Origin of the sequence: Bacillus sp. 1NLA3E (assembly GCF_000242895.2) — a bacterium.
Lineage (GTDB): Bacteria > Bacillota > Bacilli > Bacillales > Cytobacillaceae > Bacillus_BU.
The window spans coordinates 4116372-4131159 of the sequence record NC_021171.1 but is presented as its reverse complement, the minus strand read 5'-3'; the positions used below and the strand labels follow the sequence as shown (position 1 = coordinate 4131159).

General features: G+C 36.2%; 16 protein-coding genes and 2 pseudogenes. 17 read left to right on the top strand and 1 reads right to left on the bottom strand.

Annotated features, from left to right (window positions below; genetic code table 11):
- The first annotated feature begins 8 nt into the window (after positions 1-8).
- The 14 genes and pseudogenes from B1NLA3E_RS19920 (at position 9) to tatC (ending at position 10347) form a co-directional block, all read left to right on the top strand.
- Positions 9-566 carry a 4Fe-4S dicluster domain-containing protein gene (locus tag B1NLA3E_RS19920; protein ID WP_015595619.1) on the top strand — a complete coding sequence of 186 codons (558 nt, stop codon included), beginning with the start codon at positions 9-11 and terminating at the stop codon, positions 564-566.
- A 17-nt stretch (positions 567-583) separates the two neighbouring features.
- Complete coding sequence (locus B1NLA3E_RS19915; RefSeq protein WP_041580726.1) at positions 584-1471, top strand: dimethyl sulfoxide reductase anchor subunit family protein; 888 nt, start codon at positions 584-586, stop codon at positions 1469-1471.
- A 152-nt stretch (positions 1472-1623) separates the two neighbouring features.
- The gene (locus B1NLA3E_RS19910; RefSeq protein ID WP_041580725.1) at positions 1624-2532 is read left to right on the top strand and encodes a 4Fe-4S dicluster domain-containing protein; all 909 of its coding nucleotides are present in this window, start codon (positions 1624-1626) and stop codon (positions 2530-2532) included.
- Positions 2533-2559: 27 nt separating this feature from the next.
- The gene (locus B1NLA3E_RS19905) at positions 2560-2760 is read left to right on the top strand and encodes a twin-arginine translocase TatA/TatE family subunit (protein WP_041580724.1); all 201 of its coding nucleotides are present in this window, start codon (positions 2560-2562) and stop codon (positions 2758-2760) included.
- Between the two features lie 170 nt (positions 2761-2930).
- On the top strand, positions 2931-3167 hold the full coding sequence (tatA, locus tag B1NLA3E_RS19900) for a twin-arginine translocase TatA/TatE family subunit (protein ID WP_041580722.1): 237 nt from the start codon (positions 2931-2933) through the stop codon (positions 3165-3167).
- A 118-nt stretch (positions 3168-3285) separates the two neighbouring features.
- Positions 3286-4551, top strand: coding sequence for a molybdopterin molybdotransferase MoeA (locus B1NLA3E_RS19895; RefSeq protein WP_015595615.1), 1266 nt, complete (start codon positions 3286-3288; stop codon positions 4549-4551).
- Positions 4552-4701: 150 nt separating this feature from the next.
- Positions 4702-5715, top strand: coding sequence for a GTP 3',8-cyclase MoaA (moaA, locus tag B1NLA3E_RS19890; RefSeq protein WP_041580720.1), 1014 nt, complete (start codon positions 4702-4704; stop codon positions 5713-5715).
- Positions 5716-5809: 94 nt separating this feature from the next.
- On the top strand, positions 5810-6334 hold the full coding sequence (gene mobB / locus B1NLA3E_RS19885; RefSeq protein WP_041580718.1) for a molybdopterin-guanine dinucleotide biosynthesis protein B: 525 nt from the start codon (positions 5810-5812) through the stop codon (positions 6332-6334).
- An 8-nt stretch (positions 6335-6342) separates the two neighbouring features.
- Positions 6343-6807, top strand: a complete 465-nt coding sequence (locus B1NLA3E_RS19880) for a molybdenum cofactor biosynthesis protein MoaE (protein ID WP_041581232.1) — start codon at positions 6343-6345, stop codon at positions 6805-6807.
- Positions 6800-7030, top strand: a complete 231-nt coding sequence (locus tag B1NLA3E_RS19875) for a MoaD/ThiS family protein (RefSeq protein ID WP_015595611.1) — start codon at positions 6800-6802, stop codon at positions 7028-7030. Before B1NLA3E_RS19880 ends, B1NLA3E_RS19875 begins: the two co-directional genes overlap by 8 nt.
- 121 nt (positions 7031-7151) lie before the next feature.
- Positions 7152-7604: pseudogene (moaC, locus tag B1NLA3E_RS24410) on the top strand (cyclic pyranopterin monophosphate synthase MoaC).
- Between the two features lie 158 nt (positions 7605-7762).
- Positions 7763-8563 (top strand): molybdate ABC transporter substrate-binding protein, encoded by an 801-nt coding sequence (modA, locus tag B1NLA3E_RS19870; protein WP_015595610.1) that lies wholly within the window; start codon positions 7763-7765, stop codon positions 8561-8563.
- A 5-nt stretch (positions 8564-8568) separates the two neighbouring features.
- On the top strand, positions 8569-9225 hold the full coding sequence (gene modB, locus B1NLA3E_RS19865) for a molybdate ABC transporter permease subunit (RefSeq protein ID WP_041580713.1): 657 nt from the start codon (positions 8569-8571) through the stop codon (positions 9223-9225).
- A gap of 366 nt (positions 9226-9591) precedes the next feature.
- Positions 9592-10347: a twin-arginine translocase subunit TatC gene (gene tatC, locus B1NLA3E_RS19855; RefSeq protein ID WP_015595607.1), complete on the top strand. Its 756-nt coding sequence runs from the start codon at positions 9592-9594 to the stop codon at positions 10345-10347.
- Positions 10348-11163: 816 nt separating this feature from the next.
- Here tatC and B1NLA3E_RS19850 read toward each other — a convergent pair.
- A pseudogene (locus B1NLA3E_RS19850) lies at positions 11164-11388 on the bottom strand (DUF554 family protein); the annotation flags it as partial.
- A gap of 189 nt (positions 11389-11577) precedes the next feature.
- Here B1NLA3E_RS19850 and B1NLA3E_RS19845 point away from each other — a divergent pair.
- The 3 genes from B1NLA3E_RS19845 to ssuD all read left to right on the top strand — a co-directional run bounded on the left by B1NLA3E_RS19845 (position 11578) and on the right by ssuD (position 14731).
- Entirely contained in the window at positions 11578-12585 is a 1008-nt protein-coding gene (locus B1NLA3E_RS19845; RefSeq protein WP_015595606.1) for a diguanylate cyclase domain-containing protein, read from the top strand.
- 449 nt (positions 12586-13034) lie between these two features.
- Entirely contained in the window at positions 13035-13496 is a 462-nt protein-coding gene (locus B1NLA3E_RS19835; protein WP_015595604.1) for a riboflavin kinase, read from the top strand.
- 80 nt (positions 13497-13576) lie between these two features.
- The gene (gene ssuD, locus B1NLA3E_RS19830; RefSeq protein ID WP_015595603.1) at positions 13577-14731 is read left to right on the top strand and encodes an FMNH2-dependent alkanesulfonate monooxygenase; all 1155 of its coding nucleotides are present in this window, start codon (positions 13577-13579) and stop codon (positions 14729-14731) included.
- Positions 14732-14788: the final 57 nt, after the last annotated feature.

Sequence of the window (14788 nt, the reverse complement as noted above, 5' to 3'; positions counted from 1 at the left end):
GTAAAGTCGTGGCGAAAGACCAGATGGCGTTTTACGTCGATACAACCAAATGCATCAATTGTAAGACTTGTGAAATCGCTTGTAAAGATATCAACAATGCTGCTTTGGGACAACGGATTCGTAAAGTGAGAAGCTTTGAGGTAGGAGAGTACCCTAAAATCTTTGTATATAACATTTCTATGTCTTGCAACCATTGTGAAGATCCACAATGTGTAAAAGCCTGCCCAGCAGGGGCATACACCAAGCGTGAAGATGGTATTGTCGTGCATAATCCAGATCTCTGTATTGGATGCCGTTATTGTACTTGGGCATGCCCGTATGGGGCTCCACAGTTTAACGAAGAAGTGGGTAAGGTGAGAAAGTGTAACATGTGTATTGATAATGTGAAAGAAGGGGAGCTTCCAGCTTGTGTAAGTGCATGCCCAACGCGTGCCATTGAAATTGGAAAGTTGTCTGATTTTGAAAATCGGCCAGGTTCTACAATTTCGATTCACAACCTTCCCTCACCTGGTATCTCCAAACCTTCAACCCGCTACAAAGTAAAACCTGAAGCAATGAAGGGATAAGAAAGGTGGAATTTTTTATGGAATGGCCCTTGGTACTATTTACAATCGCTTTACAGTTAGCATGTGGTTTGGCATTGGCTGTCACATTAATTGACCAAAAAAGTCGATCCGCAACCTCAAAGATGGCCCGTATTCTAGGGATATCAATATTTCCTTTGACTGTCGTTGGAATTTTTTCATCACTTATGCATTTAGGAAATCCATTGCACGCAGCGAACTCCTTGCGACATTTGGGAAGTTCTTGGTTAAGTCGTGAGGTACTTTTTTCAGGAATCTTTGCGTTCGCTGCACTTATATATAGCTATTTCTGGTTCAAAGAGCGACAATCGAACCGGGTTCTTCTTGGTTCCATTACGACGATACTTGGTCTCATATCGATTGCCTCTAGTTCAATGACCTATCTTCTTCCCTCGCAGGCTGCATGGAATTCCGGTTGGGTTCCGATGTCGTTTTTGGGGACAACCCTTCTCTTAGGGGCTTTTGGAGCACTTGTTTTGGGAAATTTAGATTTCAGTCATAAATCCTCAAGAACATTAGTCTGTCTTTCGGTTTTCGGTGGATTAGCTCTTATCGTTTCTACGGTATGGATGCTTTCCGGTCTTGGACAGGTTGTTGAGGATGAGGTAGCAACTCAGAGGCTGCAGAGGGCCTTACATCTTATTACCAATCAATATGCTATTTGGTTTGGCCTATATGTTTTGCTAGCCTGTGTATTACCTTTTACAGTGATGTTCAAGTATTGGAATGGAAGTCAGGTCTCTGGCTCGAACGAAGAGCCAGTTGTTACCGCAAAAGGAACCATTTCAAGCATCTATACAATGCTCTTTATTGCTGTTTTGATAGGTACGGTTATTGGACGAGCATTGATGTATGTTGTGGGAGTAGGAACATTACCACCATTCTAATACTAACGTTTACAATTTAAGTTTCATTTTACAAACGAGGGGTGTTGCTTTGGAAAGAATTCATTTCGTTTGCAACAACCCCTTCCACTATTAGTTAAGTATGGAGTGCCTGATCATTTCCCAACCAGGATCATTTTGAAGAGGTGGTCAAGATGGGTTTATTAAGCAAATGGGTAGAAAGTCTTGATTATCAATATGAAGTTTTAGCATCATGTACTCGGTATAAGAGTCCTCGTTCCACTTGTTTAAGATGTCTCGAGGTTTGCGAAAATAATGCTATCACTCTTGAAAATAATCGTCCTATTATCCAGAGAAATAAGTGTAATGAATGTGGTAATTGTATTGCCGCCTGCCCAGTTCAAGCAGTTGCAGGTATATTCCCAAAAAGAGCCGTTATTCAAAATAAACTCTTAATTTCAACTGATCATTTGCCTACTGTTAAGGAAATGTTGATACTTTTCAAAAAAGGTGTCAGAGAAATTATTTATGAGGATTCTTCGTTAACGGGCCCTTTGAAGGAGAGAGTAGAAGCAGTAAACTTGATTCTAAATCAACTAGGTGAAGATACTTTTTGTGTTTTAAATAAAGCATTAGAAAAAAATGAAGAAGTATATTCACGCAGAGAGCTTTTTTCTCTATGGAAAAAGGAAAGCCAATCTTTTTTGAAACAAGTAACTCCTGTAAACTGGCGATTTAATCATAAACAATTAGACGTAACAAAATATTATCCTTGTTATCAATTTACAAATATATCATTAGATCCCGAAAAATGTACATTATGCAAAGCTTGTGAACTTCTTTGTGAGAAAAAATGTTTCAGTAAATTAGAGACTACTTTTTCGATTGCTGCCCAATCTTGTTCTTCCTGTCGGTTATGTGTGGATATATGTCCGGAAAATGCTATCAGGTTGGATGAACATATTTCTGAAGTAAAAGATATCCATTATTCTATTTATCAAAAACAATGTTGTATTTGTCATGAACAATTTGAAACACTACGTGAAAACGAAGAACAATGTGTTTCATGTTCAAAACGAAAAAGGAGTTCTTTCGTCACATGAATTCAAAATATAAAGGTGTGAATGACCATGATTTCAAATATTGGAGGACCAGGTTTAATTTTAATAGTAACTCTTGCTCTCATTGTATTTGGTCCGAAGAAACTTCCAGAGATTGGTCGGGCGATGGGCCAATCATTAAAAGAATTTAAGAAATCAACTAAGGGATTAATTGGTGATGAAAAAGAATATGTCATGGAAATAGAAAAATCAATTTTTGATAAAAAGTGATTTGAGCAAAATAATTTAGTGATTATAAAATGAACTATTATTATAGTTAACTTGTCTTTACAGTGTTCTTGTACACTGTAAACTTTTGGGCAATACTAGTTCTCTCTCAAAAAGGGAATAAGAAAATCAATCATAAAAAAATAATGAATATAAAAATTGGAGTTGTTTTTATGTTATCCAATATTGGGATTCCTGGATTAATCTTGATCTTAGTCCTTGCTCTTATCATTTTTGGCCCTAAAAAGCTTCCAGAACTAGGCCGTGCAGTAGGTCAAACATTAAGAGAATTTAAGAAATCCACTAACGAATTAATCGAAGAAAATGAAGAAAAAGAGACGGTATCTTCTTCAATTGATAAAAAAAGGACTATTGAGGAATCGACCAATTCTACTCTGAATACAAAGTAAATGGATGGTAGGAAATTTTATCAATATTCCCAGTATGTATAAGACCTAAAACATCTTTTAGGTCTTTTCATATGACCACAATTTCTATAACTATCAGTATTTTATGAGGTGAGCGTATATGGTGGAGAAAAGAACACCGATCCAAATTAATCAGGCGGTTAATAAAATAATCGATCATTTCATGGAAGGGAAAACAGAGGTAATTTCTATCAATGATTGTGATCAACGATTTCTTGGAGAAGATATCCTTGCTACAAATGATGTGCCATTGTTTACACGGTCAGCATTTGATGGCTATGCCCTTCGGTCAAAGGATACCTTAGAGGCTTCATCCCATCAGCCTATTGAATTCAAAGTAATAGAAAAGCTTGGGGCTGGAATGGTGGCTGTTAAGGAAATAGGACCTTTTGAAACAACCAGAATCATGACCGGAACGAAGGTACCAAAGGGCTGTGATGCCATTATTATGCTGGAAGCCGTGAAAGAAGTAGAAAAAAACGGAGAAAAATATATCACCATCAAACGCAAGGTGAAGGATGGGGATCATATTTCCTATCAGGGAGAAGAAACAAAAAAAGGAGAAATGATCCTAAAAAAAGGAACAAGGATTAATCCGGGGGTGATGGCTGTCCTTGCTACCTTCGGTTATACAAAAGTTCGAGTTGCCGTAAAACCCAAAATAGGAATTTTTGTAACGGGTTCTGAACTCCTGGATATAGATGAACCCCTGCAAGATGGAAAGATCAGAAATAGTAACTCATTTATGATCGCCTCTCAAATCAGGAGAGCCGGCGGAGAACCAGTCTATTTAGGAAAATTACCCGATGTTTTGGATACTTGTACGAATGCAGTGGATGCAGCACTTAAAGATGTCGATATGTTGGTCACAACTGGAGGCGTTTCTGTCGGAGATTATGATTTAATGCCAGAGGTGTACAAGAGATTAAATGGAAAGGTTCTATTTAATAAAGTAGCCATGCGTCCAGGCAGTGTCACAACGGTAGCGATACTGAAAGGGAAATTTCTATTCGGGCTTTCTGGAAACCCTTCTGCCAGTTATGTAGGTTTCGAGTTATTTACTAGGCCAGTGATAAGGAAAATGCTTTTTTGTGAAAATACTCATCTAAGAGCTGGAGTTGCACAATTGAATGTTGATTTTCCAAGAGCAAATCCATTAACAAGGTTTGTTCGAAGTAAGCTGTATTTTGAAAATGGAAAATTACTTGTTGACCCTGCAGGTATCGATAAATCCAATGTGGTGATGAGTTTAGCTCATACCGATTCATTAACCGTATTACCTGGTGGGGAACGGGGATTTCAAAAGGGAGACCAGGTACAAGTATTATTGCTTGAGGATGAAGGAAGTTCATTTCCTTTGAATTAGAGAGAGGTGAAAAAAATAGGTTTATCGATCATTTAGAGAAATCGAAATAGAGAATCATTATAGTTGATTGGGCATTTATAAGTAATTTTATTGAGTTAGTATAAAAAAACAAAGTTCCTGAGGCTAGACTAAGTAAGGAGAACTATGAACATGAAAACAATGGATAACCTGATAGATTCTCTTGATAGACCGTTACGTGACTTACGTATTTCGGTGATTGATCAATGTAATTTTCGCTGTGCCTATTGCATGCCGGAAAAAGAGTATGCCCATCGTTCCTTTTTAAATAGGGAAGAATTATTATCCTTTCAGGAAATTGAAAGGATCGTTCAGGCATTTGCCCTGTTAGGGGTCAATAAATTGAGGATCACAGGCGGAGAACCATTACTTCGAAAAAACCTTCCAGATTTAATTAATAAATTATCTGGTATTTCTGGAATTAATGATATTGCTTTAACGACTAACGGATATTATCTTCCTCTTTATTCTAAGTATTTAAAAGAAGCTGGATTGAAGCGGGTAAATATCAGTTTAGATGCCATGGAAGATTCTATTTTTACAAAAATGAATGGCAGAAATGTAAAAGTGAGTTCTATCTTAAAAGGAATATTTGCGGCAAAAGAAGCGGGGCTTGAAGTAAAGATAAATATGGTCGTTCAAAAGAATGTGAACGATCATCAAATAATACCAATGGTTCAATTTTTTAAAGAAAACGACATGACTTTAAGATTTATTGAATTTATGGATGCAGGTAATTCAAATGGATGGAAATTGGATCAAGTGGTAACAATTAAGGAGATTCATGACAGAATTCAAGCCCAATATCCTTTAGAACAGGTCTCATTCCGATATTATGGGGAAGTGGCTAAACGTTATCGACATGTAGGTACTAATGCTGAAATAGGATATATCTCCTCGGTTTCGGATGCATTTTGTTCAACTTGTACCCGTGTTCGTTTGTCTGCAGATGGAAAGATTTATAAATGTTTGTTTGCCAACCAAGGATTTGATATTAAGAAATTAATGAGAGAAGGGGCTTCCACTGGACAAATAGTAGCCTCTGTGAAAGATATATGGAAAGGACGGACGGATCGTTATTCTGAAGATAGAGTGAACGATACAAACCAAGAAAGAAAAATAGAAATGTATTATATTGGTGGTTAATATCTGTAGTTTTAACCAAAGAAGTGCTCATTTTGTTAGGTAATCAACTAATACTTGAATGTGTCGCTATTAAAAGATAAAGGTAGTGATGAAGATGAGTATTAATACACCTATATTACAATTAGTTGGGTTTCAAAATAGCGGTAAAACAACACTAGTTTCCAAACTATTAGGGGTGTTTAAAAACAACAAACTTCGAATTGGGGCACTTAAACATCATGGGCATGATGGATCTCCGTTAGGTTTAGACACTAATAAAGATACGTTTAAACATCGTTCTGCTGGAGCTACAATTACAGGTGTTGAAGGCAAAGGGTTATTACAAATAACTTGTGCAGACGAAAACTATTTAACATTAGATAGATTATTAGAATTATATGAAACCTTTTCCTTAGACCTCATCCTTGTTGAAGGATTTAAAAACGAACCATTTCCCAAAATAGTGCTATTAAAAACACCTCAGGAAGAAGAGCTTTTAAAAAAACTAAGTAACATCATTTTACTTATTTGCTGGTATGATTCCTTTCCTGAATGTGATATTCCTGTGTATTCCATTCAGGATGAATCAGGCTATATCTCATGGATTCAAGCATACATGAAAAAGGAGAAAGTGTGTTGAAAGAAAAAATGTTTGAGATAACAAAAGAGCCTATTTCAATCGAGTCAATTATTCATAAAGTTGAAAAACGAACATCAGGAGCAATTAATACATTTATCGGTACTGTGCGGGAGTTTACAAAAGAAAAGAAAACTCTTTATTTAGAATATGATGCCTATGAATCGATGGCAGTGAAAAAACTGACCCAAATTAGCACAGAAATTCAAGAACAGTGGCCGGGAGCGATAGTGGCCATTTCTCATCGGATTGGAAGACTTGATATTTCAGATATAGCAGTAGTGATTGCTGTTTCAACCCCTCACCGGGCACAATCCTTTAATGCGTGCCGTTATGCAATTGAACGGATAAAGGAAATGGTTCCGATATGGAAGAAAGAACACTGGGAAGATGGGGAATCGTGGATTGGAGATCAGCTGGAGAAGAAAAGTTACCCTTCTGGAAAACCGAATAAGGAGGAATTTAGTAATGATTGAAATCTTATTTTTTTCCCATCTTCAAGAAACAGTAGGGGCTCCTAAGATTACATGGACAGAAGTTCCAATTTCTGTGGGGCAACTTAAACAAACATTAGCTGAAAAATATTCTTTAAGATTAAATACAGTTATGACTGGGGTAAATGAAGAGTACGCAGATGATAATCTTATCTTGCAAATAGGTGATATTGTATCATTTATCCCGCCAGTAAGTGGCGGATAAATGATAGGGAATTAAAGGCATAAACGACTAAGGTTGCAGCTATTTTATACAGAAGGGTGTATTGAGTGGAGGAAAGTAGGATGGCAGATTTTCGCATTTTAATGAAGAAGGAAGGGGTAAAATGGTTGATGTTAGCGATAAGCCTGAAACAGCGAGAACTGCTCTTGCAAAATCTAGCATAACTGTAAGTCCAGAAATTTTTCATAAGATTACAAGTAATGAGATAAGATGTACTCGCTGTTGACCAGGTTGCTGGAGTATTGGCAGCAAAGAATACATGGAACCTTATTCCAATGTGCCATCCAATTCCATTGTCAGGTATCAATCTTTCTTTTTGTTGGGAAAAAACACCTCAATAATTATATCAATTAATTATTTGTGTCTCCGTTACAACAAATGAGAGAACGGGTGTTGAAATGGAAGCCCTCACTGCAGCAACTGTGTCTGCGTTAACAGTCTACGATATGTGTAAAGCAGTTGTGATAAAGGTATGGTGATTGGAAAAACCTATTTGGTAGAAAAATCAGGTGGGGTAAGCGGTAATTTTAAAAGAAACATAAAGCCCAAACGTTAATTTCCGTTTATAAAATGATTTGTGACAAATGTTATTGAAAAGAGATAAACCGGAAACTAGCCATTTTATTATAAGGTATGAAGATTTTTACAAACTGATTTGCTACGATCATTGAAATACATCTCCAATAAATATGAACGGTATTTTTTATTAAAGTAATGAAAGGAATAATTAATATGAAAGTCCGATGGGTTTTATTGATGGGAGTTACTGGATGCAATACAAATAAAGCAGGAGCCCAAGGGAAAAAACAAGAAGCGGATAAAAAGAATGAAGAATTGACAATATCAGCAGCAGCCAGTTTACAAAATGCTTTAAATGAAATAAAAGTAAATTTCGAGAAGGAACATCCTCATGTGAAAATTATCTATAACTTCGGGGCTACTGGCTCTCTGCAGCAGCAAATTTCCCAGGGAGCACCAGTGGATCTCTTTTTCTCAGCTGCAGAAGACAAATTTCAAAAATTAGTGCAGGATGGACAAATCGACAAGAAAAATGCAACAGATTTAGTTGGAAACGAGCTTGTACTAGTAGTTCCAACTGACTCAAAGAAAGGAATTCACACATTTGAAGACCTAACAAAAGTTGATAAAATTTCGATTGGAACACCTGAGGCAGTACCAGCAGGACAATATGCCAAACAAACATTAGAAAAATTAAATATTTGGACAGCAGTTGAAGGGAAAATGGCATATGCAAAGGATGTCCGCCAAGTGCTTACGTATATAGAAACGGGTAATGTTGATGCAGGAATTGTTTATAAAACAGATGCTTTGATTTCACCCAAAGTCAAGATTGTCACTTCAGCTAAGGAAACTACACATGAGCCTATTATTTATCCGGTAGGTATGATAAAAAACAGTTCTCATCCAATTGAAGCTACCTTATTTTATCAATACCTACAAAATATAAAATCGATAATGATTTTCGAAAAGTACGGATTTAAAGGTCTAAAATAATTTGAATGTCTATTAATTTTTGGTCACCCATTAAATTATCTATTGAGATAACAATAATCTCGGGAATATTGGCTACCATTTTAGGGATAACTGTCGGAAAGATAATGGCAAATCGAACGTTTAAAGGGAAAGCTATTGTTGAAACAATATTCCTTTTACCATTAGTATTGCCTCCTACTGTTGTTGGATTCTTGTTAATTATTATTTTTGGAAGGAATAGTTTAATAGGCCAACTAATTGAATTAATCTTTGATCAACCTGTTATGTTTACGTATTGGTCAGCTGTTATTGCCTCTACTGTAGTAGCATTTCCACTTATGTATCAAGCTGCGGTGGCAGGATTTGAAGGTGTTGATAAGGATATTGAGAATGCAGGCCGTATGGATGGTGCGAATGAATTCCAAATATTTATCTATTTAACCATTCCTCAAGCCCTTAGAATGATCCTTTCAGGTTCTGTCATGAGTTTTGCAAGAGCATTAGGTGAATTTGGAGCCACATTAATGTTTGCTGGAAATATCCCAGGGAAAACTCAAACCATTCCGACCGCAATTTATATGGCGATTGATACTGGTAATATGGAGTTTGCTTGGTTATGGGTAATAAGTATAATAAGTATTTCCTTTTTTATGTTAATATGCTTAAACCTAATGAAGCCATGATATTTTAAAAGTTTTTACAAGGATAGAAATATTTTATATGACACTTGTTAAACGAAGAGAGTTCTATATATAAACAAACTTTTATTTAATTATGTGGTCAAAATGATAATCGAGCAGAACAAGACAGTTGCCGAGGTTTCAAGAGAAATGGGTAAACATCAATACTTTTTATAGTTGGCGAAAAAAATTCGAAATAGAATTCATTCATACAGCACTGCCTGGTATGACAGAGCAACACCGGCTCAGATTCTTGAAAAAACGGATTCGTGATCTCGAGGAGGAGAATAAAATTCTTAAAGAAAAAAAGATAGAATTACCTTCTAAATGATTTTCAATTACATTGGTGAATGGAAGGAGTAGAACAACTTGGCTGAAAAAGAACTTAATATTGTGGAGCATTTAGATGAATTTAGAAAAAGAATTATCATTACTGCTTTAGCTTTCATCATTTTTATGGTGATTTGCCTTTATTATGTGAAAAATATCTATTTATTCTTTTTGGGTAATTTTCATTACAAACTATTAGTATTAGGACCAAGTGATATAGTCAAGGTATATTTTAATCTTGCCGGTGTTGTAGCATGTGCAGGTACAATTCCAGTTGCAGCGTGGCAATTGTGGCTATTTGTAAAACCTGCTTTAAAAACATCTGGACGGAAGGTGACCTTAGCGTATATACCAGCACTATTTATCCTTTTTATTTGTGGATTATCCTTTGGATATTTTTTTATATTTCCTAACATTGTTCGGTTCCTAGTAGATTTAAGCAGCGGTATTATGTCAACCACTTTTACGGCAGATAAATATTTTAGTTTTTTATTAAACATTACGTTACCCTTTGGTGTGGCTTTTGAAATGCCGCTGGTTATGATGTTTCTAACATCTTTAGGAGTTATTAATCCCTTTAATATTGCTAAACTTCGAAAATACGCCTATTTTATCTTGGTCATTGTTGCAAGCATGATATCCCCACCAGAATTTATCTCACATATTTCAGTAGCAATACCATTAATCTTGATTTATGAAATAAGTGTACTCGTTTCAAAAGTTGCATATAAAAGAAAGCAAAAACGTCTAGAAGTTGACCATGATTTAGAGGAAACCTTACAAATAGAAGTATAGAATTATTGGTACTTGCTATTAAACAAATTGGTATAAAGCCTATGCCTATTTTCAATTCAACCAAAATGATTTATTAATGTTATATCCATATCAATTAAATGTTACTTTAACAGAGAACCTCTGAGGCTTGTAAGATTTAGTGTGTATTTATTTTGTGCTTTATCTTTCGAAGTGGTTAGAGTTAAATGATCGATTCCAAATCTATTTCTATGTTTACTCTATTATAGAATAGTACTAGAAAGAGGTATTTTATTAAGCTATAGTACTTTTGCCTTTCACTTAAAAGAAGATAACAATGTAGAATAGTCAGAATAGAATAAAGGGGGAAGATTGGGAAGGAATAGTGCAGTCTCAACCCTTTTTTAGTTTTAAAAGAGAGGTTAATAACAAAGAAGTCCTAATGTGGAATTAAACGGGGAAAGGTCATCAAAAGAAGACCCTTTTAGTGCGCCCGGCATGGGGGTAATCTCCAGGTGTGTTGCACTTGAAAATAAATTTTTTCCTTTTTACAAAAAGCGATACATAAAATAGCATCGCTTTACTTGTTCAGCTATGGATTGGTGTTGAACATCATTTAGTCTTAAGATGAATTTGGCAATTAAAAAATGCTGTTAACGGAAGTATCTATTATGAATGTAAAAAAGCCAAATGCGCAAGTAGTTAATAAAAACTTGCATATTTTAGACTTTTAAATTTTATTCCTTATTGTGTTAAAGCCACCGTTAGAGCTTTGTAACGGTTCCGAAAACCATTGTTTTTGGTACTGATTTAACAGCGAGTAAATCTGTAGTAATGCCATATAAAAATCCTCATCCTTCATTTTATGGGACGAGGATTTTTGGGGTTGCACTGTGATATCACTTGGAGAATTAATGATAAATTTGATTTAAAAACCATAATTGAAACAAGCAGTACAGCTACTACTATCGCAGGAAGAAGGTTAGCCACTTTAATTTTTGTAGTCCCTATTAAATTTGAACCGATGGCAATAATCATAATCACACCAGTAGCTGTGATTTCTATCATAAATTGATTCCTTAGTAAGAGACTCTCAACCTAAATTTAAAAATAATATGTACCATGAATTTCACCATCCTTCATATGCATTTTATCATAACTGGAACAAATGTTCTAATTTTAATCCTCGAAAAAATTTTTGTAGTTATTTGTCGAAAATTATTATATATTGGATTTTCAGACTGATTTTTCAATGTAAAGAGAGGGCAAAAAATGCAAATTCCAATAACAATCATTGTCCTAAGTGGAATTCTTTTTGCAATATTATTATTTGTAAATCTAAAATATAAACTGAAGAACAAAACAATGAATATAGAACTACAAAAAGCTCGGGAACAGTTTCATTCCGTAATTGGTTCTGCAAAAGACGCAATCATTCTAAGCGATTCTAAATCAAGAATCATATCATGGAACAGAGGTGCAGAATTAATTTTTGGCTATCGAGAGGAAGAGGTCTTAGCCAAGAACCTACAAATTATCTTACCTGAACGATATCGGGGACCCCACCACGAAGGAATGAAGAGGTTTTTATCAACCAACATCCCCAAGGTCATTGGTCATACAGTTGAATTAACAGGTCTAAACAAAAATGGAAAAGAGATGCCGATAGAATTATCCTTATCGGCTTGGGAAATAGACAATGAAACATTTTTTAGTGGTATTATTCGCGATATAACTGAAAGAAAAAAAGCAGAAGAAAGAATTAAATTCATCGCATTTCATGATGATTTAACTCAATTACCCAACCGAAGATTTTTTAATCAAATTTTAGAAAAGGAACTCATCCAAGCAAAACTTACGGATGAATCTGTCATTGTCATGATCCTTGATTTGGATGGGTTTAAAATAGTAAACGATACATTTGGTCATGCGGTCGGTGATTTATTATTAAGAGAAATTGCTAATCGGTTAAATCAAGTTATTGAAAAAAGAGGTTTCGTAGCACGGATAGGTGGAGATGAGTTTACCCTCCTGATGACCAATGTTAAACATATTAGTGAAGCCACAGCCATGGCTAACAAAATAATAGAATTAATCGAGAAACCAGTGATAATATACCAAAAAGAAATATTTGTATCAGTAAGTATCGGAATTGTTCATTATCCAGATAATGGGCAAGCTGTTGAAACGCTAATGAAAAGAGCAGATAAGGCCATGTATTTAGCGAAGGCTGAACATAAATCAAATTATAAATTCTATAACTCTTCTTTTGGGGATTAAAATTATATGCAAAGGATATCCAATGGAACGGATATTCTTTTGCCAAATATTTAGAAAATTAATTGACAGAAATGGACCGACATGGTAAATTTTAAATCATATAAAACAAATCGGAATAATAAAGGTTCGATCAGACCACTGAAGACCCTGCAACGTTTGAAATGGAATCATTTCAACGTTCATGGTCTTTTTTGTTTTTGGCTCTGTTAACATAGAATGTTGATTTCCGTTCCAGGCGCTTCGCTTTCCGCGGGGCGGGCGGTGAGCCTCCTCGTCGCTAAAGCTCTTGCGGGGTCTCACCTGTCCCGCTACTCCCGCAGGAGTCTCGCGCCTTCCACTCCAATCAACATTGAGCATTATCAGAGCCTTGTTTTTAAAAGTAAAGATTAAGTCGAAATGCCTATGAAAAATAGAGTCTAATCCCAATTTCATATGAAAGGTTGAGGGGTATGCAACTAGCAAAGGATCATTATAGTTTGGAAGAATTAGTATCAGTTTCCGGGAAAGTGGTTCAGGGTAGAAAAATAGGTCGAGAGATCAATTTTCCAACTGCAAATATTGGAGTTGCTACAGACGGCTTTGAAAATGGGGTATATGGAGTATATGTTTCATTAAACGGAGAATTTTACCGTGGCGTTATGAACATCGGTGTTAAACCTTCATTTGGTTCGCAATTGAAGAAGACAATGGAAGTGCATATTTTGAATTTTCATAATGATATTTATGGGCAAATCATTACTTGTCAGCTTATTTTCAAAGTCAGAGAGGAGCGGAAGTTCCCTTCAATAGAATTATTAAAACAGCAGATTTCACGGGACATTCTTGATGCAACTCAAAAGTTTAATCTGATCGGGTTGGCCAACAAAATCCAAAATGATTACAGAAGCAAGCAGGATCGCCCCTTGAACTAACCGTACAATGAGCAAGAAACGATAAAAATTTTTGCCGGAGTTATTCATTATTTTTTGAAAAATAGAGAGGAAGTTTGAGAATGGAAGTATTTTGGTTTATTCCTACCCATGGTGATGGTCATTATTTAGGAACTAGTGAGGGAGCAAGAGCAGTTAGCTACAATTATTGCAAACAAATCGCGCAGGCAGTAGATGAGCTGGGGTATACCGGTGTTCTCATTCCAACTGGAAAATCTTGTGAAGATCCATGGATTGTCGCATCAACGCTAGCGCCTGTTACGGAAAATTTAAAATTCCTGGTCGCGGTAAGGCCAGGGCTGACGTCTCCTACCCTCTCAGCTAGAATGACAGCGACACTTGATCGCTTTTCAAAAGGTAGATTGTTAATTAATGTCGTGGCAGGAGGGGACCCTGTAGAATTAGCGGGGGATGGGATTTTCCTTGATCATGATGCTCGGTATAAAGAAACTGATGAGTTTTTAACGATATGGAAAAGCCTTTTACAACAACAAGAGGTTGATTTTCAAGGTGAGCATTTGCGGGTAGAAGGGGGATCTGTCTTATATCCTACGATTCAAAAACCATACCCACCGCTCTATTTCGGAGGTTCCTCACCGGCTGCATTGGATGTTGCAGTGGACCACGTTGATGTGTACTTAACCTGGGGAGAACCACCTGCACAGGTAGAAAAGAAAATAAATCATTTGCGTAAGTTGGCTGAGGCGAAGGGAAGAACGCTTAAATTTGGTATTCGGATGCATGTGATTGTTAGAAAAACTGAGGAAGAAGCGTGGAAGGCGGCTGAAGAGTTGATTCAATACGTCGACGATGAGTCGATTGCTTCAGCGCAAGAGGTATTTTCGAGGATGGATTCCGAAGGTCAAAGATTAATGAGCAAGCTCAACAATGGAGATCGCTCCAAATTAGAGATTAGCCCGAATTTATGGGCTGGAGTCGGACTTGTTCGTGGAGGTGCAGGAACTGCATTAGTGGGCGATCCTGACACAGTCGCCGCCCGCATGAAGGAATATGCCGATTTAGGGGTAGAAACGTTTGTCCTTTCTGGCTATCCCCATTTAGAAGAGGCATACCGGACAGCGGAGTTGCTTTTCCCAAGACTTCCATTAAAAAATAATAAAGGTCAAAATGATCCGAATTTTATTAGCCCCTTCGGGGAAATAATCGCCAATCAAAAAATTCCTACAAAGAAAAAAACAGCTGATTTAGTGAAATAAGCTGCTGTGGCCCTTTTTTAATCCTATTATGAAATTAAAGACTAGCATAGTGTGCTG